26 protein-coding genes and 1 pseudogene are annotated in these 20,234 nt (G+C 66.3%); 14 read left to right on the top strand and 13 right to left on the bottom strand.

What is annotated here, in order from left to right; genetic code table 11:
* Positions 1–207: 207 nt before the first annotated feature.
* The 11 genes from EDC22_RS03085 to EDC22_RS03030 form a co-directional block, all read right to left on the bottom strand.
* Entirely contained in the window at positions 208–723 is a 516-nt protein-coding gene (locus EDC22_RS03085) for a DUF488 domain-containing protein (RefSeq protein ID WP_132805164.1), read from the bottom strand.
* Positions 724–744: 21 nt separating this feature from the next.
* Positions 745–1,188, bottom strand: a complete 444-nt coding sequence (locus EDC22_RS03080; protein WP_132805163.1) for a hypothetical protein — start codon at positions 1,186–1,188, stop codon at positions 745–747.
* Positions 1,185–2,495, bottom strand: a complete 1,311-nt coding sequence (locus EDC22_RS03075) for a recombinase family protein (protein ID WP_132805162.1) — start codon at positions 2,493–2,495, stop codon at positions 1,185–1,187. Before EDC22_RS03075 ends, EDC22_RS03080 begins: the two co-directional genes overlap by 4 nt.
* Positions 2,492–2,944: a DUF2924 domain-containing protein gene (locus tag EDC22_RS03070; protein WP_132805161.1), complete on the bottom strand. Its 453-nt coding sequence runs from the start codon at positions 2,942–2,944 to the stop codon at positions 2,492–2,494. Before EDC22_RS03070 ends, EDC22_RS03075 begins: the two co-directional genes overlap by 4 nt.
* A gap of 196 nt (positions 2,945–3,140) precedes the next feature.
* Positions 3,141–4,823, bottom strand: coding sequence for a DEAD/DEAH box helicase (locus EDC22_RS03060; protein WP_132805159.1), 1,683 nt, complete (start codon positions 4,821–4,823; stop codon positions 3,141–3,143).
* Positions 4,824–4,836: 13 nt separating this feature from the next.
* Positions 4,837–5,466 (bottom strand): hypothetical protein, encoded by a 630-nt coding sequence (locus EDC22_RS03055; RefSeq protein ID WP_132805158.1) that lies wholly within the window; start codon positions 5,464–5,466, stop codon positions 4,837–4,839.
* 2 nt (positions 5,467–5,468) lie between these two features.
* Positions 5,469–6,365 (bottom strand): ATP-binding protein, encoded by an 897-nt coding sequence (locus EDC22_RS03050; protein ID WP_132805157.1) that lies wholly within the window; start codon positions 6,363–6,365, stop codon positions 5,469–5,471.
* A complete protein-coding gene (locus tag EDC22_RS03045; RefSeq protein WP_132805156.1) occupies positions 6,362–6,655 on the bottom strand; it encodes a hypothetical protein in 294 nt (97 codons plus the stop codon). The genes EDC22_RS03050 and EDC22_RS03045 overlap by 4 nt, the downstream gene beginning before the upstream one ends.
* Before the next feature lie 176 nt (positions 6,656–6,831).
* On the bottom strand, positions 6,832–7,443 hold the full coding sequence (locus EDC22_RS03040; RefSeq protein WP_132805155.1) for a helix-turn-helix domain-containing protein: 612 nt from the start codon (positions 7,441–7,443) through the stop codon (positions 6,832–6,834).
* A gap of 162 nt (positions 7,444–7,605) precedes the next feature.
* Positions 7,606–8,763: a hypothetical protein gene (locus EDC22_RS03035; RefSeq protein WP_132805154.1), complete on the bottom strand. Its 1,158-nt coding sequence runs from the start codon at positions 8,761–8,763 to the stop codon at positions 7,606–7,608.
* Positions 8,735–9,925: a hypothetical protein gene (locus EDC22_RS03030; protein ID WP_132805153.1), complete on the bottom strand. Its 1,191-nt coding sequence runs from the start codon at positions 9,923–9,925 to the stop codon at positions 8,735–8,737. Before EDC22_RS03030 ends, EDC22_RS03035 begins: the two co-directional genes overlap by 29 nt.
* A gap of 225 nt (positions 9,926–10,150) precedes the next feature.
* Here EDC22_RS03030 and EDC22_RS03025 point away from each other — a divergent pair, with 225 nt between their 5' ends.
* The 13 genes and pseudogenes from EDC22_RS03025 to EDC22_RS02975 all read left to right on the top strand — a co-directional run bounded on the left by EDC22_RS03025 (position 10,151) and on the right by EDC22_RS02975 (position 18,579).
* The gene (locus EDC22_RS03025; RefSeq protein WP_132805152.1) at positions 10,151–10,357 is read left to right on the top strand and encodes a DUF6511 domain-containing protein; all 207 of its coding nucleotides are present in this window, start codon (positions 10,151–10,153) and stop codon (positions 10,355–10,357) included.
* A complete protein-coding gene (locus EDC22_RS03020; protein ID WP_132805151.1) occupies positions 10,357–11,103 on the top strand; it encodes a hypothetical protein in 747 nt (248 codons plus the stop codon). The genes EDC22_RS03025 and EDC22_RS03020 overlap by 1 nt, the downstream gene beginning before the upstream one ends.
* Positions 11,064–12,947, top strand: a pseudogene (locus EDC22_RS03015) (phage/plasmid primase, P4 family); the annotation flags it as partial. The gene EDC22_RS03020 and the pseudogene EDC22_RS03015, both read left to right, overlap by 40 nt.
* Positions 12,948–13,008: 61 nt before the next feature.
* The gene (locus EDC22_RS18275) at positions 13,009–13,455 is read left to right on the top strand and encodes a hypothetical protein (RefSeq protein WP_425385512.1); all 447 of its coding nucleotides are present in this window, start codon (positions 13,009–13,011) and stop codon (positions 13,453–13,455) included.
* A gap of 27 nt (positions 13,456–13,482) precedes the next feature.
* Positions 13,483–14,103, top strand: coding sequence for a hypothetical protein (locus tag EDC22_RS03010; protein ID WP_425385504.1), 621 nt, complete (start codon positions 13,483–13,485; stop codon positions 14,101–14,103).
* Positions 14,100–14,357, top strand: a complete 258-nt coding sequence (locus EDC22_RS03005; RefSeq protein WP_132805150.1) for a DUF6378 domain-containing protein — start codon at positions 14,100–14,102, stop codon at positions 14,355–14,357. Before EDC22_RS03010 ends, EDC22_RS03005 begins: the two co-directional genes overlap by 4 nt.
* The gene (locus tag EDC22_RS03000; protein WP_245499603.1) at positions 14,354–14,563 is read left to right on the top strand and encodes a hypothetical protein; all 210 of its coding nucleotides are present in this window, start codon (positions 14,354–14,356) and stop codon (positions 14,561–14,563) included. The genes EDC22_RS03005 and EDC22_RS03000 overlap by 4 nt, the downstream gene beginning before the upstream one ends.
* Complete coding sequence (locus EDC22_RS02995) at positions 14,556–14,936, top strand: DUF6362 family protein (RefSeq protein ID WP_132805149.1); 381 nt, start codon at positions 14,556–14,558, stop codon at positions 14,934–14,936. Before EDC22_RS03000 ends, EDC22_RS02995 begins: the two co-directional genes overlap by 8 nt.
* 436 nt (positions 14,937–15,372) lie before the next feature.
* Positions 15,373–16,137, top strand: coding sequence for an HNH endonuclease (locus tag EDC22_RS18175; RefSeq protein ID WP_132805148.1), 765 nt, complete (start codon positions 15,373–15,375; stop codon positions 16,135–16,137).
* Entirely contained in the window at positions 16,112–17,371 is a 1,260-nt protein-coding gene (locus EDC22_RS02985; RefSeq protein ID WP_132805147.1) for a DNA modification methylase, read from the top strand. The genes EDC22_RS18175 and EDC22_RS02985 overlap by 26 nt, the downstream gene beginning before the upstream one ends.
* The gene (locus EDC22_RS18000) at positions 17,371–17,754 is read left to right on the top strand and encodes a DNA cytosine methyltransferase (protein ID WP_207903683.1); all 384 of its coding nucleotides are present in this window, start codon (positions 17,371–17,373) and stop codon (positions 17,752–17,754) included. The genes EDC22_RS02985 and EDC22_RS18000 overlap by 1 nt, the downstream gene beginning before the upstream one ends.
* The gene (locus EDC22_RS02980) at positions 17,651–18,358 is read left to right on the top strand and encodes a hypothetical protein (RefSeq protein ID WP_207903682.1); all 708 of its coding nucleotides are present in this window, start codon (positions 17,651–17,653) and stop codon (positions 18,356–18,358) included. Before EDC22_RS18000 ends, EDC22_RS02980 begins: the two co-directional genes overlap by 104 nt.
* Positions 18,355–18,579, top strand: coding sequence for a DUF7220 family protein (locus tag EDC22_RS02975; RefSeq protein ID WP_132805146.1), 225 nt, complete (start codon positions 18,355–18,357; stop codon positions 18,577–18,579). The genes EDC22_RS02980 and EDC22_RS02975 overlap by 4 nt, the downstream gene beginning before the upstream one ends.
* A gap of 54 nt (positions 18,580–18,633) precedes the next feature.
* On the opposite strand, the gene EDC22_RS02970 is transcribed toward EDC22_RS02975, so the two are convergent.
* Both EDC22_RS02970 and EDC22_RS02965 read right to left on the bottom strand, forming a co-directional pair.
* Positions 18,634–19,206 (bottom strand): DUF3489 domain-containing protein, encoded by a 573-nt coding sequence (locus EDC22_RS02970; RefSeq protein WP_132805145.1) that lies wholly within the window; start codon positions 19,204–19,206, stop codon positions 18,634–18,636.
* A gap of 90 nt (positions 19,207–19,296) precedes the next feature.
* Positions 19,297–19,557: a hypothetical protein gene (locus EDC22_RS02965; RefSeq protein ID WP_132805144.1), complete on the bottom strand. Its 261-nt coding sequence runs from the start codon at positions 19,555–19,557 to the stop codon at positions 19,297–19,299.
* A 111-nt stretch (positions 19,558–19,668) separates the two neighbouring features.
* Here EDC22_RS02965 and EDC22_RS02960 point away from each other — a divergent pair, with 111 nt between their 5' ends.
* Entirely contained in the window at positions 19,669–20,229 is a 561-nt protein-coding gene (locus tag EDC22_RS02960) for a hypothetical protein (RefSeq protein WP_132805143.1), read from the top strand.
* The last annotated feature ends 5 nt before the right edge of the window (positions 20,230–20,234 follow it).

Below are 20,234 nucleotides of genomic sequence, written 5' to 3'. Positions count from 1 at the left end.
CTTGCCTTCGATCCTGATGTGTCTTCCATGACACGGCAGCTTTCCGGCCGACGGTCCCGTGTCGGTCGTCGGTATTTGAAGCTGACCCAGTCCCACCGCTTGAAAGAACTGTCGCCGGACAGATGCCGAAACCGGATCGGGAACAGACGCTTGAATTCGCCGTCGTACGTGACCCCGGCGCAACAGACCGTTTCCCCGTGTTTGGCGCTACGCTGCGGTAACGCTTTCACAAGGATGGAAACGCGGCAACTTTGCAGCGTGACGGACATAGCGTTCAGGATCGTCGGCAAAAAGGTTAAAAATATCAAAGTCGAGGGCTTCGGACACTTCGCGGGCGACAATGGTGCGATGGCAGGTTGCAGGGTCGCGCTCGAAACACATCAGACAGGTTGGCGCACCCTGGACCGCTTCGGTCAAGCTCCGCAAGGCATCCTGCGCTTCGGTTGTGAGGATGTGAGCGCCGTAGATCTCCCTGAAGCCGTCGAAATCGCCCGCTCGCGCGGCATCACGACCGGGCTTCGGGTCGCCGAGGGCGACGAAGTGGAGGTATTCGATCCCTTCTTCGGCGAGTTTGGCGGCCAGCTTGTTTTTCGAGAATCCAGGCTTTCGGGATACTGCCACTGCGCGCACGTCCGCCAGTTGCTGCACCCCGGCTGCCTTCAGGGTCCGAACAAAGCGATCGATGTCCGTGCCTTCGTATCCAACAGTGAAAACAATGCTCATGCCTGCCCCTTTTTCGTTACGCTAGCATTTCCGGTTGCTGCCGTGGATCCCCTGTTTTCCGGGTCGCCGGGCTTGATGATCCGACTGCAACAGCAGGTCTTTCTGCTCCGCCCAATCGAGGGGCAACGGCTTTCGCATCTGTTCCAGGGTCAGCACTCGGGGCTGGCGACCGTCGAGAATGGCCTCGACGATTTCCGGGGCCAAGTGCGCCAACCGCATGGTTCGCGTCAGGAACGGCGCCGCGATTCCTTCATGTTCTGCCAGTTCGTTGATGGTGGCGAACTGGTCCGATTCCAGCATCCGTTTCCAGCGGAACGCACGGGCCAGCGCCTTGACCAGCGTGTTGTCGGTCCGCCGCTGAACCGGCGCGCCGTCGGGCAGTTGCACCTCCTTGCGCCCGCCGCGCTTGACCAGGCGGAAGGGGACGTGCAGCGTGATGGTGTCGCGTGTGGCGGCAGGTTTCATGCGGCCGCTCCCATGCCGCCTGCCATCATCTCGCGCGCAAGACTTTGCAGGCCATCCACCCGCAGCCGGATGTCGAGCCCCCCGGTGCCGATGTCGACGCGCTCGACCAGCAGCGCCACGATTCGCGCCTGCTCGGCGGGGAACAGTTCATCCCACAGCGGGTCGAGCTGCTGCAAGGCCGCGCGTGCGTCGGCCTCGGTGATGTCGTCGGCGTGGTCGTGCGCCGCCTTCCATGTCCCCGCCACGATCTCGGGCTGGCGGAATACGGCGCGTAGCTGGTCGAGGACTGCCGCCTCGATCTCGCCCGCGGGCATGCGCTCCGCAGGGCAAGATCCAGCGCCGTGCTTCAGCACCGTCTGGCTGACGTAGTAGCGATAGAGTTTGCCACCCTTCCGGGTGTGCGTCGGGGAGAACGCGGCGCCATCGGGCCCGAACAGCAGCCCCTTCAGCAGAGCCGGCGTCTCGGCGCGGGTGCGCGCGGCCCGCTTCCGGGGGCTCTCCCGCAGGATGGCGTGGACGCGGTCCCATGTCTCACGGTCGATGATCGCGTCGTGCTCTCCGGGATAGCTCTCGCCCTTGTGGACCGCCTCGCCGATGTACGCCCGGTTCGACAGCATCCGGTAGAGGTACTTCTTGTCGATCCGGTTGCCGCGCGGTGTGCGGATGCCGCGCGTGCCAACCTCCCGCGCCAGTTCCGTGCAGGAGCCGATCTCGAGGAAACGGGCGAAGATCCAGCGCACGTGCTCGGCGTGCTCCTCGTCGATGACCAGCTTCCGGCTCTCGACGCGGTAGCCGTAGGGCGGCACCCCGCCCATCCACATGCCCTTCTTCCGGCTGGCGGCGACCTTGTCGCGGATGCGTTCGGCGGTGACTTCCCGCTCGAACTGGGCGAAGGACAGCAGGATGTTCAGCGTCAGCCGTCCCATGGAGGTGGTGGTGTTGAACGACTGCGTCACCGAGACGAAGGTCACGCCGTTCCGGTCGAACACCTCGACCAGCTTGGCGAAGTCGGCCAGTGACCGCGACAGTCGGTCGATCTTGTAGACCACCACAACGTCGACCAAACCGTCCTCGATGTCCTCCAGCAGCCTCTTCAATCCGGGACGTTCCAGCGTGCCGCCGGAGATGCCGCCGTCGTCATACTGGTCGCGGACCAGCACCCAGCCCTCGGAGCGTTGGCTGGCGATGTAGGCTTCGCATGCCTCGCGCTGGGCGTGGAGCGAGTTGAACTCCTGCTCCAGCCCTTCCTCGGAGGATTTCCGGGTGTAGACCGCGCAGCGGAGCTTGCGGACGACGGGTTTCGTCATGTCCGCCCCCTGTGGTTCTTCAGCCCGAAGAAGGTCCACCCGTTCCAACGCGTGCCGGTTATGGCGCGGGCGATGGCCGACAGCGACTTGTAGGGCCGCCCCTGCCATTCGAAACCATCTGCGGTGACGGTCACGACGTACTCGACGCCCTGCCACTCGCGGATAAGCCGGGTGCCGACTATGGGCATGGCGTCGGCGCGGATCCGGCTCTTCTTCCGGTCGCCGCCGTCGAGTTCCTCGCCCAGCCGCTCAAGGCGCCGGATCGTCTCCGGCTTCAGCCCGCCATAGGCGAGTTCCTGGATGCGATAAGCGATGCGGCTTTCGAGATAGCGGCGGTTGAACGGTGGCGGCTCGCTGTCGAACAGGTCTCTCCACTGTTTCTTCAGGTCGGGCGTCGGCGTGGTCTTGAGCGCGGCCAAGCGCGCGGGGATGGGATCGGGCTTGTTCATGCATTTCTCCGGTGAGTTGGAGTTGCATGACGGCATTGGTCGGGCGGATAGTGTAGGCAACGTTCTCCAGTATCGTCAGATACTTCGCTCCCATCCCGCATCCGCAACCGAACCAGCCCGAGGGCCAGCAGGCCGCACAACTCAGTGCGGCGCTCGGCGGGAGTCATCTGGTCGGGAGCGAGCGGGTTCGGGCGTTTCATGCGGCCGACCGCTCCACCCGGCCAAGAACGGCGGCGATGATCGCACCGCGGTTCCAGAGGAAGTTCAGATGGCAGTTGGCGGCGTATTTCGACAGGCTGAAATCCAGCCCGTTGGCCTTGTGCCCCGCGCGCTGCAGCAGGTCCATCTGTTTCATTGTCGCCGGGTCGTTCAGCCAGCGACGGCTCTTGATCGAGGCGGTCCCCGTCTCGGTGGCGCGCAGGAAATCGTCTGCTGCTGCGAGCGCCTCCACCCGGGTGCCGATGGCGAGCGGCCGGATCGCCCTGCCTTTCGGCTGCCCGAGCGCGTGCCAGAGCGCGCCATCATGGAACACCCCGGCCCAGCCATTGAACCCGCTCGCCATCATCGCCTGGCCGTCGCCATGCAGCGCTACCCAAGCGAACGGGGACCGTTCCAGCAGGTCGATCTCCATCATGTCGAAGGCGGTCAGCAGTCGAGCCTCTGCACGTTCCCGCGTGAAGACGTGACCGCAGAAATCACAGACCGATGCGCCAAGCGGCAATTCGGCCTCACAGGTCGGGCACAGTTTCCACGGTGCCTGGCCGGGCTCAGGATCGTCCTCGTCGAGGCTGATTTCCTGTTCGAGCGACACGTGCCGGAGCGCCGCGCCCGCGAAGTCGAGCACGACGCAGTCGGTTTTCACAATGCCGGGAAAACGCGCGGGATCGACCCGCCGCAGGCCGCGACCGACTGCCTGGATGAAGGTGCCCTTGTGCAGCATGGGGCGCAGGATGCCGATGCAGCCGACGGGCTGGCTGTCGAACCCTTCGGTCAGGACCATGCAGTTCGTCAGCACCTGCACCTCGCCCCGGTCGAACCGGGCGATGAGGTCGGCGCGCGTCCGCGATGGCATCTCGCCCGAGATCGTCTCGGCCGTCACTCCAGCTTTACGGAAGGCCTCGGCCACCGCATCGGCATGGTCGACCGTCGCGCAGAAGAAGATGGTGCGCCGGTCCGCCGCCTTTGCCTGCCAGTGTTCGACGACGGCCTCGTTCAATACCGAGCGGTTCAGCACCTTGTCGGCGGCGCGCATGTCGAATTCGCCCGCAGTTGCCTCCAGCCCGGCCAGTTCGTCCTCGACGCCGAGATCGATGGTATAGGTGCGCGGTGGCACCAGGAGACCGCGACCGATCAGTGTACCGATCTTCAGATGATAGCCGACATTGCTGAAGGTGCGGCGCAGGCTGCGGCCATCGCCGCGACCCGGCGTGGCCGAGAGCCCGAGCAGCTTGATCTCCGGATTGAGCGCCCGGGCCTCGTCGATGATGGACTGATAGCTTTGCGCCGCGGAGCGTTGACATTCGTCGATGACGAGATGCGAGACCGGCGCCATCCGCTCGCGCCGGTTGGCGCGCGCCAGGGTCTGGACGCTGCCGAAGACGATGCGGCCGCCCCAGTCGTCCTGCTCGGCCTTGACCACCGAGGTGGCCAGTCCGGTGACAGTGCCGATGGTGTTCCGGTTCTGGTCGATCAACTCGTCGGTGTGCTGCAGGACCAGGACGCGGTCGTGTCTGCGGTTCTCCAGTTCCTCGCCGATGTAGAAACCGGTGATCGCCGTCTTTCCCGCCCCGGTGGGCAGCACAAGCATGGTGTTGCCATGGACGGCGGTGCGGTCGCGGGCAGCGTCGACCGCCGCCCTCTGATAGTCGCGAGGGATCATGGCGGCGTCCCCCTCAGCGCGCCCAGAAGGGCGCGTTGCCGGACGAGGGGGTGCCCGACTGCGCCACGCTACCCGTCCCGAACTGGGTCGACGCCGCGATGAACTGACTTTGCTGCGGCAGTTGGGGCACACCACCCATCAGACGCGCATATTCAGCGTGTTCAGCACCGAGTGCGGCCTTGATAACGTTGCGCCCGGTGTCCTCGGGCTTGTCCTTGTCGCGTTCGATGCCGATGCGCGCCACGAACTCCAGCCCGCTCAACTCGCCGAGGCTGCGGATCGTCCGCGCGGCGCGGGCGGCGTTCAACTGGTCGTCGGCGCGCACGCCGCGCGCGGATTCGAGGATGCCGCGGATCATGGCCCGCCCACGGTTGCCGTAGGTATCGTCGCCCGGCCCGCCTGCCGCCTTCCCGCGGAAGCCGATGCGCGTGTAGATGCGACGCCGCGCGAAGGGCCCCTCCATAACGACCGCCTCAGTGTTGAGGTAAAGGGCGGTGCTGGTCTTGCTCTGGGTCAGCCAGCCTTCGGGGCCTGCTCCACCGGGGCGGATGGTCAGGCGGACCTTCGCCAGCGTGTTGGCGGGAATGAGGTCGAGGGCTGCGTCCTGCGTGTCCGCGCCGTTGAAATCCATGTCGCTCGCCATGGTCATACTCCTTTCGTCGTCGGGGAATTGGGCGCGATGACGCCCGCGGGCAGATCGAAGTTCAGGCGCGCAGCGCCATCGGGGCGCGGTCCCCGGATCTTCGCCATGAGCCGCCCGAGATGGGCGGGCTCGATCATCGACAACCGCCCGTTGCGATCCTTCGCAGGCAGGCCGAAGTCGTTGATCGTGGTGCAGACGAAGGCACGGAACGGCTCGCCCTTCTCAGGGCGCAGCTCGGTCAGTGTGATGACTTCATCAACGATTCCGGGGAGCTCCAGTCCGGTCTTGGACCCTTCGATCTGCATCGAGAAGTAGGGCTTGCCGAAGTCGTCCAGCTTCCTGTCGAGGAGGCCGACAAGCCAGATGTTCTTGGCGGGCGTGTGCTGCAGGTGCGTCAGCCAGCCGATCATCTCCTGGCCGAGCAATCCGTAGGTTGCGCGCAGGTCCGCCTTTCCGGTGCGGTCGGACTGCGCCTGCGGCTGGCCCTTGCACCACTGCAGACAGATGCGGGAGGCAACCGAGATGCTGTCGACGAAGACCGTGTCGTACTTGTCCAGCTGGCTTGCCGGTCCGAACGACGCGCAGACCCGCGCGAAGTGCCCGAGCCCGTAGGACTGGTCGTCCCGCATGGCCGGGTTGGCGCCGCCGATCCAGGCGGCGAGATCGCGGGCGACATCCCAGTCGCGGATGCGGATCTCGTCGCCGGGCCAGCCCTGAACGGCCAACTCGCCCGCCTCGAGGTTCAGAAACAGCGTTCGCTGCGGATCGAGGGTCAGCAGCTGCGTGGTCTTGCCGATGCCGGAGGTGCCCGTGAGCACCCCCTTGATGCCGCGCGCCTCGCGCAGGCGTTCGTCGGCCGTGATGATGCGGAGCGGCCCGCTGCCGAAGGGGGCGCTCACTTGCCGCCCTCCAGATCCCGCACAGCGGCCGAAATGGCGATGTCCGCGCCACAGGCGCCCTGACGGCGCGCCATCTTCAGCACGTCGCCGAGCGCGCCGGCCAGCCGGTAGAGCTCGGATTGCTGCCGCGCCAGGGCGACAAGCGCGAACTCGATGTCGTCCACGGTGGCGCGCTCGATCGGCACCGCGCGGTTCGGCCTGTCGGACAGGGCCGGCACATCGATCGTGTCGGGGATCGCCTCCATCCAGCTCGACTGGCGCAGGCGTTTCAGGGGGGATGTCGTGAACATGGGTGTGCTCCGTGTTGTCGTCGGTTGGTGTCCAGGGATCGTCGGGAAGACTGCTGCCGGGCCTGACGCCGCCCTGGAGCTTGCGGTCGGAGTGTTTCCCCGCGTGGGGGCGTTGCATTCCTCCGAGGGCCCGGCATGAAACTGGCGGACCGAGTCATCGCCGATCCTGTTGTCACCTACCGGCGGGACTCCGAAACTGTCGGGGCGGCGCCGAGATATGCCGCGAGATCAAGGGCCTCGGCGGCTTGCCGGATCGTGCCGAGCCGGGCGTAGACGGTGCTTCGATGGATCCCGAGGGCTTCCGCCGCTTCCGTCGGCGACATGTCGATCAGCGCCAGCGCAACATCCCTGCAGGTCGGTGTCAGCCCTGCGAGAAGGCGCCGGACATCGCGAACCAGCCCGAAGGCCTCGTCCGGTGCACGCGCGACGGCGGCGTGCAGCGCCACACTGTCAGGCAGGGTCTCCGCGAGCGGCAGCGTCTCTTCATCGCCGCGACCCTCGGACGGGGTGTCGAAGTCGACCCACGCCAGTTCAGCCCGCAGGCGTTCGCTCGGCGCGGCCAGCGTGGCGATCCGGTTCGCCAGAACGCGGTCTGCGAAGGTGTCGTACCGACCGCGCGAGGGGTCGAACTTGGCATCCCTGCGATAAAGGTGCAGACGCAGGTCCTGCTTGATATCCTCGGCGTCCATGCAGGGGACCGAACCCGACCGCGCCAGCCGCTCGGCCCGGATGGTGATGTTGCGGGAGACGCGCGAGCGCGCGTCGCAAATGGGGTGGAAACGCTTCATGAAGTTTCGCCTTCGTCCAGGTGGACGGGCACGCGGCCCGAGTGACCGGGACCGGCGAAAATTCGTTGGAGGGCCTCGGAATCAGCATGATCGGCGAACGAAAACCCCACGAAACCAAATGGTTTCATGGGGTTGGATGAGGAGAAAAAAGTTCTGAAAGGGTCAGTCGCCGTCGGCGAATTTTCGTTCGCGCTGGTCAGATCGGCCTTGCTTCAGACTGCTTGCATCAACCAAGAACCGTGCCTCGAAACAATCGTCAGCGTCTGAGAATGGGTCTTCGTCAATCCCGAACCGACCGCGCAGTGCGGCGGCGAGAAGCTGACGCTGTTTTTCGTAACCGCGCTGAAACTGCCCTAGAATGCGCACGATATCGCTCGTCGGGCGGTGCCCCTTGATGGTGGAAACTGGAAAAGACCGGGGCAATACGCCGCCGAGCGCAGCGCAAACGAGGAGCAGCCGCCACTGGCGGTTCGGTTTGCCGTTCCGCTCGTCGCGCATGCCGATCTGGTCCGGTTCAATGCGGACCGGTGGTTGCCCGAGGTAGCTGACATTAAGGACTGCCTCATCGCGGAACGCGAAGCGCAGATCGGCCCAGCGGGCATTCGCCGGCAGAGTCATCACGGGGGCCTGGACGACGCCACCCGCGTCAGTCAGTGCCGCGATCTCGCGGGCGAAGAGATCGACAAGCGGCATGGTGACGACGAACCCCTTGCGCGGTGCGAGCGGGAAGTCGAGGCATTCGGCCCACGTCAGAACACGCCCTTGCCGGGCCGCAATGAACGCCGAAACGTCCGGGTCAATCGCGCCGAGCGACGTCACCAACAGGACGAATGGCAGCTTGCGCCGATCGAGGTCGAGGACGTCTGCCCGGCCAAGCGGCGCGCGCGGACTCGTGAGCGCTCCGAAGACCGGGAAACTCCGGCCAGCCGCGATAGCATAATCTCCGATGTGCAGGAGGACCGCCTTGCGTGGAAGCCCAGCGGACGTGACGAGACCAAGCGCCTCGGCAATGTCCGCGAAAAGCCTGCGGCGGTCGAGTTCCCGGATACGGATATCGTCGCGATTTATGTCGAGCGTTTCGCAGAGACGCCCCGGATCGCTGCAGATGGCACGAACCGTGCCCCCGGCATGTCGCACGACGTGGCGCGGGCAATGTTCCCCGCCAGGCCAAGGACATTCGATGCGTTCTGCGTACTTGGAGGTTGCAGGGAGGTAGTGTTCGACCAGGGCCCAGCAATCTGTAAGGTCGGTCTTCCAGTCGTGCGTGTCGGTCGCATGACCGGGAACGCGCTCAATCGTCCTCCAGAACGCCGACGTCATCTTCATCATCTCCGGCGTTGGGGCGGCAGAAGCCCTGATCCTTGAGCCAGCGGTCGATAAGATCGCTGTCAGCGTCGCGGTCGTAGCGTGCCAAGCTGGGCGGGAGAATGGCTACCGTCCGCTCCTTGCCGTCCCCATCGAACTTGACCTTGAAGACTGCCCGGTCGATGGAACCGCCAGCAAGGCGCCGCTCCCAATCGTCGCCCCAGGCCATGAAGAGGTCGTTCGCCTTGCGCACCTCCTTTTCCTTGGCCTTGCCACCCCAGAAGCGTTCGATCTCGATCAGGCGCACCTTGACGATTTCGGGGACCGTGTCGTTGTCCAGCGATTTCTCACCCTTCTCAAGCAAGGGTTCGAGGGTGAAACGGTTCGATCGGTCGAAGTAGTCCTCGTCATCAAAGATAACGGCCCCGAATGTACGCAAGTAGAGTTCTGTCTCGCCCTTTGTGCCTGCATTGACGGCCAGCTCGTCGGACTCGCCGTCATAGATGACGACGTCATGCTTCTGGGGCCTGTAGTACGCGATACCAGAACCACCGTCGTCCTGGTGGCGCCCTTCACGGCGCATCGGTTCACCGTGGCGGATCATGAACCAAGTCTTCGTTCCACGAGGAAAGGCGAAAACGCGCGCTCCTTTGCCGCGGCGCTTCCGGTCGAACCACTCATCCATGCGTTCCTGCATGGCCCCTGTCTGCTCGCCGCTCGGGTCCGGTGCCGGTCGATGCTTGCTGCTGCGTCCAGCGAAATAGATGAAGCGGGACCGTGTGAAGGCTACTGTCTCGGCATGCTGCCGACGCAAAAGGTCTGGCTTCTGGAGCCAGATCTGAAGGGCAATGTCTGCATCTGACGGCTCTTCTCCCTTTTCAATTGTCAATCCGGCCTGTTCGGCCGCTTCGATCAGTTCCTCGGCCGTTTCCTTGGTCGCTGTTTCATGCACGTAGAATAGGGCATCCACCATTTCGGGCGGCACCTTGTCGTCCGGCTTCATCAAGACGGCAGCAAGTTCGTCATACGGGAAATTGTCATCGGCTTCGGCGGGAAGTGCAAAGCCACGGTCGGAGAGATAACCAGACCAAGTCGCAAAGAACTTCAGGAGATGCTTGGGCGAAATGCTCTTGAGCCGGTCGGGACTCGTGAAACTTCTTGGGTTGAATGACGCCATGCGCGACTCGGCTCCAGGATGAATCGGGGGAACTTCAGGCTATCGACAGAGCCCCTGTCTTACAAGCATTCGTTCGCCAAGTGTTCTCGCGAAGCCATCCGACAGTCGCAACGCTCCGACGGTAGGTGAGGAGAGCACCCGGAGCTCTCCCATGACCAGCATCGAACCGGCGCGCCGCGCCATCACGCTGTCCCGCACGCCAGTGCCCACCCTCGGGGTCGGCGTATGATCGATCCCGACGAACGCGAACAGGCAGCCCTGCGCGCCGCCCTCCGCACCATGGCCGAACTCATGGCCGAGATCGGATGGACGACGCGGTTCGCCGAGCTGAGCGAGGCACAGGCGCTCGCGCTCGCGACGGCCGCAGTCGACGGCTTCCAGGAGGCGATGCAGACCCGCGCGCCCCGGACCCATCTGGAGGTGCCGTTCTGATGGACGCCCCGTTCGACTTCAACCATCGGGAGAAGCCGCCGAGTTTCGCGGACGCCGTCAATGCCTGCATCGACACCGCCCTTGTCGCGGAACAGGCCGAACGTCCCCAGCGCGACTATCTCGGGGGCAGTCGGCTGGGCGACATCTGCCAGCGCAGGCTGCAATACGAATACCTGAAGACGCCAAAGGACCAGGGCGCCGGGTTCTCGGGCAAGTCCCTCCGGATCTTCGCGCTCGGGCATGTTCTCGAGGACCTGGCCATCGCCTGGCTGCGCAAGGCCGGGTTCGACCTTCGCACGCGCAATCGCCTTGGCGATCAATTCGGCTTTTCGGTCGTGGGCGGACGTGTGCAGGGCCATGCCGACGGGGTGGTCGTCGCCGCGCCGAACGGCATGGCGGTTCCGGCGCTCTGGGAGTGCAAATCGGCGAACGCCAAGAACTGGCGCGAGATCGCGAAGCACGGCGTCGGGAAGGCCAAGCCGGTCTACGCCGCGCAGATCGCGCTCTATCAGGGGTATCTAGGCCTGACCGAGGCGCCCGCGTTCTTCACGGCGATCAACAAGGACACGTGCGAGATCTGGCACGAACTCGTGCCGTTCGATGCCGCACTCGCCCAGTCCGCCAGCGACAAGGCGGTTACGATCCTGCGCGCCTGCGATGCGGGTGAACTTCTTCCCCGCCACACGGCCGACCCCGACCACTTCGAATGCCGCTTCTGTGCGTGGCGGGAACGGTGCTGGGCATGACAGGCCCATCCGACACCATCGCGCCCGACGACGTCGCGCCCGACGCTGAAATGATCGCGATCTACGCCGATGTCGTGTTCGGCTATTGCGAAGGCTGGGTTCCGGTCCGTGCGCTGGCCGAGAAGGGCGCGGGCGATGGCCCGCCGCATGTGCCCTTCATCGAAGCGGACGCCACGCTCGCCGCGAAACTCGCGCTGCAGGCGCAATGGGCGAGCGACGCCGGAATGGCCCTGTTCGTTGCGCCCGGCACAGTCGCTGCCCCAGGCGACGCACGGGCCGAGAGCATCGTCCAGACGCAGGTGGTGCTTGTCGATCTCGACAATGGTGACATCGGCGCAAAGCGCGATCATCTCGTGCAGCACCTCGGATGCCCGACCCTCGAGGTCGCGTCCGGTGGTGTCACCGCCGAGGGCCAGCGCAAGCTGCACCTCTACTGGCGTCTGACCGAGCCCGCCGAAGGCGAGGACATCGCCACGGTCTGCCGCGCCCGGCACATGATCGCCGCGAAGGTCGGCGGCGACTCTTTGTTCCGGTCCGCGCACCAGCCGATCCGCGTGGCGGGATCGATCCACGCCAAGCAGGGTCTTCGGCGGCTGGTGCAGATCTTGAACCACGATCCTCGCGATCACGACCTTGGCGAGCTGCTCGAGGCGATCATCGCGATGCCGCCGCTCGAAGGCGAGAACGGGCTCGACTTCAACATGGCCGCCACAGAGCGCGGCAGTGTAACCGAGCTGTTCGGCCGCCAGGTTCGCGAAGGCGGCGTGGATGGCATGACCCGGTTCGACGCACTGTCGCGCGTTATCGGCTACTGGATCCGCCGTGCCCGCGAAGGCCACGTGCCGCGCGAACAGGCGTGGGAGGAAATCGTCTCCTACAACACGGCCCGCGTTGCCCCTCCCTGGCCGGAGGCCCGGCTGCGCGAGGAAGCCGAACGCCTCTGGAAACGCGACGCCGCCCGCAACGGCGAGATCGATGACGAGGATGACGTTCGCGATGGCGGCCCTGCTGACGCGGGGCATGATGGGCCAGTGCCGGTGCGCTTCACCGAGGATGCGCTCGCCGCAACCTTCGCAGCCCGACATGCCGGGACATGGCGCTACGTTGCGGGCTGGGGGCAATGGCTGACCTGGTCGGGCAAGCTCTGGCGGCGCGAGGAGACGCTTCAGGCCTTCGATCTGGCCCGGATGATCTGCCGCGAGGCGGCTTCGCGCGCCGGGTCTGCACGGCTTAAGGCGAAGCTTTCAAGCGCCGCGACCGTCTCCGCCGTGGAGCGGCTTGCCCGTTCCGACCGGCGCCACGCAACCACGACCGAGCCGTGGGATCGCAATCCATGGCTATTGAACACGCCCGGCGGAGTGGTCGACCTGCGTAGTGGCGCGTCGCTGCTGCACGACCCCGGCCTCTTCATGACTCGTATTGCCGGGGCATCGGTCGCAGACGCCTGTCCGGTTTGGCTCGGCTTTCTCGAGACCGTCACGGGCGGGGATGGCGAATTGCAATCCTACCTGCAGCGCATGGCGGGCTACTGCCTGACGGGCGTGACCACCGAGCACGCGCTGTTCTTTCTCTACGGTACCGGCGCAAACGGGAAATCCGTTTTCGCCAACACCCTGACCGCCATCCTCGGCGACTACGCTACCGTCGCGCCGATGGACATGTTCATGGCCACGCAGGGTGATCGTCACCCGACCGACATTGCGGGCCTGCGCGGCGCGCGCATCGTCACGTCCATCGAAACGGAACAGGGCAGCCGCTGGGCCGAGAGCAAACTCAAGGCGCTGACCGGGGGCGACAAGATCACGGCCCGCTTCATGCGGCAGGATTTCTTCGAGTTCATCCCGCAGTTCAAGCTTGCTGGTGGTCGGCAACCACAAGCCCTCGATCCGCAACGTCGACGAGGCGATGAAGCGGCGCCTGCACATGGTGCCTTTCACCGTCACCATCCCGCCCGCACGGCGCGACAAGCACCTGGCGGACAGGCTGCTGGCCGAACGCAACGGGATCCTTGCGTGGGCGCTCGAGGGCTGCATCGAGTGGCAGCGGACAGGGCTGCGCCCTCCGCCCGCCGTGATGGCCGCGACCGAGGATTACTTCGAGGCCGAGGACGCCGTCGGTCGCTGGATCGACGAGCGCTGCTCCGTCGGCCCACACCTCAGCGCAAGCACCTCCGCGATGTTCGCCGACTGGAAGGCGTGGGCCGAGGCGAACGGCGAGTTCGCGGGCTCGGTCAAGCGCTTTTCGGAGGCGCTGATCGTACGCGGGTTCGAGCGCCACAACACCCGCGCCGCCAAGGGCTTCCGCGGCATCGCCCTCAATGACAGCAACTCTGACCTTTTCTTGGGAGAATAGGATTCTTGGGAGAATAGGAAAATGCCAATGAAATCAGACTGTGTGACGGATGTGACGGATCATACCTATAAGACCGTCACGCGCGCGCATGCGCGCGCCTGTGGAGCGGATAAGGAACTATCCGTCACATCCGTCACACCCGTCACCGCTGCCCTCGGTCTTCAAGGCGTTGAAGGAGCGAGCCGCTGCATCCTCGCGCTCGACCTCGGCACTTCGACCGGCTGGGCGATCCGCGGCCATGACGGTCTGATCACCAGCGGCATCGTCTCGCTGCGCCCGGGCCGCTTCGACGGCGGCGGCATGCGCTACCTGCGCTTCACCAACTGGCTGACCGAGATCGACCGTCTGTCCGGACCAATCGCCGCCATCTGGTCCGAGGAAGTCCGGCGCCACGCGGGCACCGACGCGAGCCACATCTACGGCGGGCTCATGGCCACCCTGACTGCATGGGCCGAGCTGCGCGGCGTGCCCTACGAGGGCGTCCCGGTCGGCACGATCAAGCGCCACGCCTCGGGCAAGGGCAACGCCGACAAGGCCGCCATGGTCGCCGCCGTCCGCGCCCGCGGCTTTCGCCCGGCCGACGACAACGAGGCCGACGCAATCGCGCTCCTGCTCTGGGCAATCGAGACGAAGGGGGGCCTGGCATGACCCGCCCTGCGATCCTCGACCAGGCGGCTCATGTGCTGGAGGCACGCGCCGGAACCTATGGCCCGGCAACCACCTCCCTGCGAGCCATTGCGGCCCGCTGGAGCCTGACGCTCGGCCGCTCCGTCACGCCCGCCGAGGTCGTGCTCTGCATGATCGACCTGAAGATGGTTCGGCTCACCCACGACCCGGCACATCGCGACAGTCTCGTCGATGTCATCGGCTACGCCTCTCTGATGCCGGAGGTGCAGCGATGAAGACCATGCGCTTTCATCCCCCGGGCTACGGCGGCCGGCGCCGCGATCCCGAGCAGGTCAAGCGCGAGGGCTGGCGGGAACAGGGCGTCCTCGCGGTCTCCGCCGATGACGACCGCCTCACCTGGCCCGAGCGTGAACTGGTCCGCCAGCTGGGCGAGAAATTGTACGGTCCGCGTCTTGCGACGAAGGAGGCGCGCCATGGCTGATCGCGCATGGACCGCCGACTGCGTCGCCGATCATTTCGAGGAGGCGTTCCGCACCCTGCGCAAGCTGCCGCCGGTGAAGGCGCAGGGCTACTTCAATACCTGGCCCGACATCCTTCGGACCAGCCGCGAGATCGCGGCGATGGAGCCGCAGCCGATGCGGGTTCGGCCCACGGCCGCCGCGATCACCCGGCTCGAGCAGACCTTCGACTGGGTGCTCTGGATCGAGGAGGCGGAGCGCAAGCTGGTCTGGTCGCGCGCAGCCCGTGTGCCGTGGAAGCAGATCAGCGGGGAGCTGGGCTGCGACCGCACGACGGCGTGGCGTCGCTGGCAACTGGCGCTGACCAAGATCGCTGCGCGGCTGAATGCGCAGTGACTCCAATGTGTTGCAACACTTTTCCCTTCGACATTTGCAACAGATCCATGCTATCCCGAAGGCAAGATGGGGAGAGTGCGCTGGAAGGCCCGCTCTCCCCTTTGCTTTTGGGCCGATGCCGCGGGATTTCGGGTTGGCTTCCGGGGTCCAGCCGGGGTCCAGGCCGCCAAGCCTTTGTTTTCCGGTTCCTTTCCGGGCCGAAACGTATGCTGGCGGGCTTGGCTCGGCATTTCGCCAGCGACAGGGCCGGATTTTTGGGAAGCCACCGGAGTCCAGCGTCCACCCGCGGCGCCCTGAAACCCTCGTGAATTCAAGCACCTGATTGGCCGCGCGGGGTGGATACCCCGCGGATGCCGGAGTCCAACCGGAAGCCGGTGGACCCCATCGCGCCGGGGTCCACCCAGCGGATGCCAATCAATCATCGACAGGAACCTGCATGACCCTCGCGCACGGCACTGCGGCGAGCACGGACGCCGTCGCGCCGTGCGCCAGGTCACGGAACCGCGGGATGCGCCTCCGGACCTGCGCAGCGTGCGGCAAGGTCGAGGAAGTGCGCGCCGACAACCCGGCCACCCGGTGCCGACCGTGCGCCGCGCGGCCGACGCTCGCGCAAGGCCGACGCGGGCGATCCGCGGATCGAAACCGAGAGACCTGCCGTCACTGCGGCAGGGTCTTCCCGGCGCCGCCGAGCAGCCGCCAGCGGTTCTGCAGCCGCGCCTGTCGCCACGCGGCGCAATCGGTCGAACGGACCTGCGCGACTTGCGGCGCCTCGTTTCGCATCGCCAGGTCGGTCCTTTCCGATCGCACGAACTCCGGCGGGCGGTTCTGCTCGCGGTCCTGCTACGAGCGCCATCTCTGCCGGACGCCGCGCATCCGCGGGCGAGGTTCGCGCTGGAAAACGATCCGCAAGGCTGCGCTCCGGCAGACGCCATTCTGCGCCTGCTGCGGAAGGACCAGGCACCTTCAGGTGCACCACATCATCCCGTTCCGACTCACGCGGGACAATTCACCGACCAACCTGATCCCGCTCTGCCGCGCCTGCCACAAGCGCGTGGAGAGCGTGTTCCACGATGTCGAGGCGGTCGAACCGCCGCTCCCCGTCACCAGGCTCGTCCTGTTCTGCAGCATCCATGCGCGCCGAACGGTGACCCTTCACATGCTCAAGAGTTCCGCCCATGCCGGCCAACGCGCTGCAGCTTGAACAATGGCCCATCGGCCGCCTTGTCGAATACGAGCGCAACCCGCGCAAGAACGACGACGTGGTCGACCGGATGGCACAGGCCATCGTCGAGTTTGGCTTCCGCATCCCGATTGTCGCGCGCAGCGACGGGCTGGTGGTCGACGGGCATCTGCGGCTGAAGGCGGCGCGCCTGCTCGGTCTCGACACCGTGCCCGTGGTCCTCGCCGACGAGCTGTCGGAGACGCAGATCAAGGCGTTCCGTCTGCTGGCCAACCAGTCGGCGAACTGGGCGGAATGGGATGAACTGCTTCTCTCGGCCGAACTGAACGACCTGCTGGCCGAGGATTTCGACCTGTCGCTGGTCGGCTTCTCCGATGGCGAGTTGGACAAGCTGCTGGCCTACGTCGCGGAAGACGACGGTGAAGAGGGTGGCGCCGGAGGCTCCGTGCCTCCGGTGACCATCCCCGAGCCGCCGCGCAACCCGGCGTCGCGCACGGGCGATCTGTGGATCCTCGGCGATCACCGGCTGCTCTGCGGTGATAGCACGAACCATGACGATGTGCGCCGCCTGATGAACGGCGAGCGCGCGGTGCTGTTCGCGACCGACCCGCCGTATCTCGTGGACTACGACGGCTCGAACCATCCGACCCGCAACAAGGACTGGTCCGCGTCCTACGGCACGACTTGGGACGACAGTTCGCAGGGCGCCGAACTCTACGACGGGTTCATCGCTGCGGCCGTTGCCGAGGCGATGCTCGAGTCATGCTGGGAAAAGGCGGGCGCCTTCGTGCACCAGCAGATCATCTGGGTGAAGGACCGCGGGGTGCTCACGCGGTCCCACTACCTCTGGAAGCACGAGCCCTGCTTCATGGGGTGGCGCCGCCCGAACCGGCCGCCGAAGGTGGCCGAGGAAACGCTGCCCTCGACCTGGGAAATGCCGTCCTTCGCCAAGGACGAGCGCCCCGACCACCCCACGCCGAAACCACTCGACGCCTTCGGCATCCCCATGCGCCAGCACGTCGCGCGTGGCGGGCTCTGCTACGAGCCGTTCTCGGGCTCCGGCTCGCAGATCATGGCGGGCGAAGCCAATGGTCGGCGCGTCTTCGCAATGGAGATCAGCCCGGCCTACGTCGACGTCGCCGTCGAGCGATGGCAGGCCGAGACGGGGCGCGACGCGATCCTCGACGGAAACGGTCGGACCTTCGCCGAGATCAAGGTCGAAAGGTTGGGCGACAAGGCCGATGCCGCTGCCTGATGGCCGTCTACTACAACGATGCCGATCCCGCGGCCTGCGCCTGGTTGCGGGAGCTGATCGCGGCCGGGCTCCTGCCGGCCGGCGATGTGGATGAGCGCTCCATCCTCGAGGTGGAGCCCGCCGACCTGCGCGGCTTCGCGCAATGCCATTTCTTCGCCGGGATCGGCGGCTGGCCTCATGCGCTGCGCCTTTCTGGCGTGGCCGAGGATCTGCCCGTCTGGACCGGCTCGCCGCCCTGCCAGCCCTTCAGCCAGGCCGGGCAGCGCAAGGGACAGGACGATGAACGCCACCTCGCCCCGGCTTCTGCGACTCGTCGCAGCCTGCCGCCCGGAGCTCGTCTTCGGCGAGCAGGTCGCGAGCGCGGCAGTGCTCGGACCAGTTGACGGCGCGGCTCGAACGGCGGCTGAAGGCAAGGCTGGCTGGGCGTGGTTCGACGCTCTGGCGGCTGACCTGGAAGCGGCATCTTACGCCGTCGCGGCGGCCGATCTGCCGGCTGCGGGCATCGGCGCGCCGCACATCCGCCAGCGGCTGTTCTTCGGCGCCGTCGCCGCGGACACAGTCACTCGCGGGTTGGGCTACGGCCTCGGCGCGGGATCACAAGGACGGATCGGAATGCTCGGCGGTGCCAATCAATGCGCTGCTCGGCCGGCAGGTCTGGCTGGCGGGCTGGCCGACGGCGATGGCAGGCTCGCCAGCGACAGAAAGCTACAATGCGGCCGGCAACACGGATGCGAGCCGCAGGACGGTGAAGCTGGTGAACTGGTCGAAGTCGCCGACCCCGCCGGGACCTGCGCGACGGACGGCGTCTGGCGAGATCCGGACTGGCTCCTCTGCCGCGATGGCGGCTGGCGGCCCGTTGAGTCCGGAACATTCCCGCTGGCTGATGGGATACCCGGGCGCATGGGGCTGCTGCGGGGCTACGGCAATGCGATCGTACCGCCGCTCGCGGCGGAGTTCGTGATGGCGTTTCTGGAGAGCCTGCGATGAAGCAGAGCCGGACCATGTCGATGGTCGAGGCCGCGGCAAACGTTGTCGTCGGCTACGTTTTGGCCATCGCCACGCAGATCGTCGTGTTCCCGTGGTTCGGGATCGAGACGGGCCTCGCGGAGCATCTGTCCATCGGCCTCGCCTTCGTGGGCGTGTCGCTGGCGCGGGGCTATCTGCTGCGCAGGCTGTTCGAGGCGATCCGGATGCGGAGCTTGGAATAAGGGACCGCCGCCCCATGCGGGACGGCGGCATCGGGACCGTCGTGATATGCGGTGTCAGTCCTCGGCGATCATGTACGCCCTGCCGCGCCCCTCGATCTTGTCAGAGGTGATCGTCAGGCCGAGTCTCTTTTTCAACGCGCCGGCAAGCGCACCCCTCACCGTGTGCGGTCTCCAGTCCAAGGCGGTGACGATCTCGTCGATGGTGGCGCCGCCCTCGGCACGCAGCATCTCGATCAACTTCGCCTGCTTCGTTCCCTCGCGCGGCTTGCGCGTCTTGGGCGCGGCCTCAGGTTCTTTGGGAGTGTCCGGCGCGGACTCCTCGGTCGGCGCGTCCGTCGCGCCCGCTGGCGCGGTGTTCGCGTCCTCGGGCTCGATGCCGATGGCGGCGAGGCCCGCGTCGGTGGCGACCAGCGTGACGCCGTGGCCGTCGCCGGTCTCGCGCCAGACGGGCTCGCCGTTGCGCAGGTCGGCGTCGACCTCCTGCAGGAACCCCTTGGCGAGCATCGTGCCGACCACCTTGGCGGCGGCCCCGCCGCGCAGGCTGTCGGGCAGCGGCAGGGCGATGTGCTCGGGCCGCTGGGCGGCGGCGCTCAGGATCAGGGCTTGGGTGTCGGAAAGCTTGGTCATCGTCGTCTCCCGTATCGGGGCGCGCAGGATGCGGGCCCTTCTACGAGGTCGAGCCCGCCAGTCGGCGGGCAGGACCGCGAGCGGGTCGTCTCACTCGGCGTGTTCGCCTTCGCTGAAGGCCATGTCGGTGATCTCGCGCAGCTTGGCGCGATAGTGGTTCAGGGTGCCGACATGGCCCCAGTTGATCGCGTCGGGGCTGGTCTCGAAATGGTCCGCGCTCAGGGCGGCGAGCCGCTCGAGCATCGCGTCGATCTCGGACTTGGCGGCGATGAAGGCCTCGAGGGCTTTGTTCGACCGCTCCCTCGAACCGGTGGCGGGAGCGGTCTCACTGTCGGTCGCGCGGCGGGTCATCGGGGTGGCTCCGTGGTGAGTTGCATCGTCCTTCTGGAGACACGTTCCCTCTGTCCGCGACGCTTATCAACTCGATAAGCGACTGATTCAGAATGATAATCGGAGCCGTCGATGCAGGGCATGAGCGAGCGCCAGTATGCCGCCCATGTCGGGCTGTCGCGGGGCGCGATCCAGAAGGCGAAGACTGCCGAGCGGCTGGTCCTCTATCCCGACGGCAGCATCAACGCGGCGGCCAGCGACGCCAGGCGTGCCGAGACGACGGACCCGTCCAAGACCCGCAAGTCGCCTGCGCCGAAGCTGAAGCCCGTGCCCGAGGCCGCCGTCGCCGCTGTGGGCGACACCTTGCGCGAACAGGGACTGACCGCGCCGGCCGTCGGCGGCGGAACGACGTTTCTGCAGGCCAAGACCGCGAACGAGGTGCTGAAGGCGCAGGAGCGGCGCATCCGGCTTCAGAAGCTGAAGGGGGAACTGGTCGACCGTGCGCGGGCGGAGACGCTGATGTTCCGGCTCGCGCGCGACGAGCGCGATGCGTGGGTGAACTGGCCCGCGCGGTCGTCGGCATTGATGGCGGCGGAACTGGGCGTGGAACCGGCCGCAATGCAGAAGGCCTTGGAAAAACATGTCCGTGCCCACCTCGACGAACTTGCCGAGGTCCGGCCTGACTTCCGGTGATGATG

Origin of the sequence: Tepidamorphus gemmatus, assembly GCF_004346195.1 — a bacterium.
In the GTDB taxonomy this organism is placed as follows: domain Bacteria; phylum Pseudomonadota; class Alphaproteobacteria; order Rhizobiales; family Tepidamorphaceae; genus Tepidamorphus; species Tepidamorphus gemmatus.
This window is presented reverse-complemented; position numbering and strand designations above follow the sequence as displayed.

Excerpts from the sequence above, each read along its gene's own strand:
- EDC22_RS03085 (WP_132805164.1), bottom strand. The coding sequence starts at position 723 with ATGAGCATTGTTTTCACTGTTGGATACGAAGGCACGGACATCGATCGC.
- EDC22_RS03080 (WP_132805163.1), bottom strand. The coding sequence starts at position 1,188 with ATGAAACCTGCCGCCACACGCGACACCATCACGCTGCACGTCCCCTTC.
- EDC22_RS03075 (WP_132805162.1), bottom strand. The coding sequence starts at position 2,495 with ATGACGAAACCCGTCGTCCGCAAGCTCCGCTGCGCGGTCTACACCCGG.
- EDC22_RS03070 (WP_132805161.1), bottom strand. The coding sequence starts at position 2,944 with ATGAACAAGCCCGATCCCATCCCCGCGCGCTTGGCCGCGCTCAAGACC.
- EDC22_RS03060 (WP_132805159.1), bottom strand. The coding sequence starts at position 4,823 with ATGATCCCTCGCGACTATCAGAGGGCGGCGGTCGACGCTGCCCGCGAC.
- EDC22_RS03055 (WP_132805158.1), bottom strand. The coding sequence starts at position 5,466 with ATGGCGAGCGACATGGATTTCAACGGCGCGGACACGCAGGACGCAGCC.
- EDC22_RS03045 (WP_132805156.1), bottom strand. The coding sequence starts at position 6,655 with ATGTTCACGACATCCCCCCTGAAACGCCTGCGCCAGTCGAGCTGGATG.
- EDC22_RS03040 (WP_132805155.1), bottom strand. The coding sequence starts at position 7,443 with ATGAAGCGTTTCCACCCCATTTGCGACGCGCGCTCGCGCGTCTCCCGC.
- EDC22_RS03035 (WP_132805154.1), bottom strand. The coding sequence starts at position 8,763 with ATGACGTCGGCGTTCTGGAGGACGATTGAGCGCGTTCCCGGTCATGCG.
- EDC22_RS03030 (WP_132805153.1), bottom strand. The coding sequence starts at position 9,925 with ATGGCGTCATTCAACCCAAGAAGTTTCACGAGTCCCGACCGGCTCAAG.
- EDC22_RS03025 (WP_132805152.1), top strand. The coding sequence starts at position 10,151 with ATGATCGATCCCGACGAACGCGAACAGGCAGCCCTGCGCGCCGCCCTC.
- EDC22_RS03020 (WP_132805151.1), top strand. The coding sequence starts at position 10,357 with ATGGACGCCCCGTTCGACTTCAACCATCGGGAGAAGCCGCCGAGTTTC.
- EDC22_RS18275 (WP_425385512.1), top strand. The coding sequence starts at position 13,009 with ATGAAGCGGCGCCTGCACATGGTGCCTTTCACCGTCACCATCCCGCCC.
- EDC22_RS03010 (WP_425385504.1), top strand. The coding sequence starts at position 13,483 with ATGAAATCAGACTGTGTGACGGATGTGACGGATCATACCTATAAGACC.
- EDC22_RS03005 (WP_132805150.1), top strand. The coding sequence starts at position 14,100 with ATGACCCGCCCTGCGATCCTCGACCAGGCGGCTCATGTGCTGGAGGCA.
- EDC22_RS03000 (WP_245499603.1), top strand. The coding sequence starts at position 14,354 with ATGAAGACCATGCGCTTTCATCCCCCGGGCTACGGCGGCCGGCGCCGC.
- EDC22_RS02995 (WP_132805149.1), top strand. The coding sequence starts at position 14,556 with ATGGCTGATCGCGCATGGACCGCCGACTGCGTCGCCGATCATTTCGAG.
- EDC22_RS18175 (WP_132805148.1), top strand. The coding sequence starts at position 15,373 with ATGACCCTCGCGCACGGCACTGCGGCGAGCACGGACGCCGTCGCGCCG.
- EDC22_RS02985 (WP_132805147.1), top strand. The coding sequence starts at position 16,112 with ATGCCGGCCAACGCGCTGCAGCTTGAACAATGGCCCATCGGCCGCCTT.
- EDC22_RS18000 (WP_207903683.1), top strand. The coding sequence starts at position 17,371 with ATGGCCGTCTACTACAACGATGCCGATCCCGCGGCCTGCGCCTGGTTG.
- EDC22_RS02980 (WP_207903682.1), top strand. The coding sequence starts at position 17,651 with ATGAACGCCACCTCGCCCCGGCTTCTGCGACTCGTCGCAGCCTGCCGC.
- EDC22_RS02975 (WP_132805146.1), top strand. The coding sequence starts at position 18,355 with ATGAAGCAGAGCCGGACCATGTCGATGGTCGAGGCCGCGGCAAACGTT.
- EDC22_RS02970 (WP_132805145.1), bottom strand. The coding sequence starts at position 19,206 with ATGACCAAGCTTTCCGACACCCAAGCCCTGATCCTGAGCGCCGCCGCC.
- EDC22_RS02965 (WP_132805144.1), bottom strand. The coding sequence starts at position 19,557 with ATGACCCGCCGCGCGACCGACAGTGAGACCGCTCCCGCCACCGGTTCG.
- EDC22_RS02960 (WP_132805143.1), top strand. The coding sequence starts at position 19,669 with ATGCAGGGCATGAGCGAGCGCCAGTATGCCGCCCATGTCGGGCTGTCG.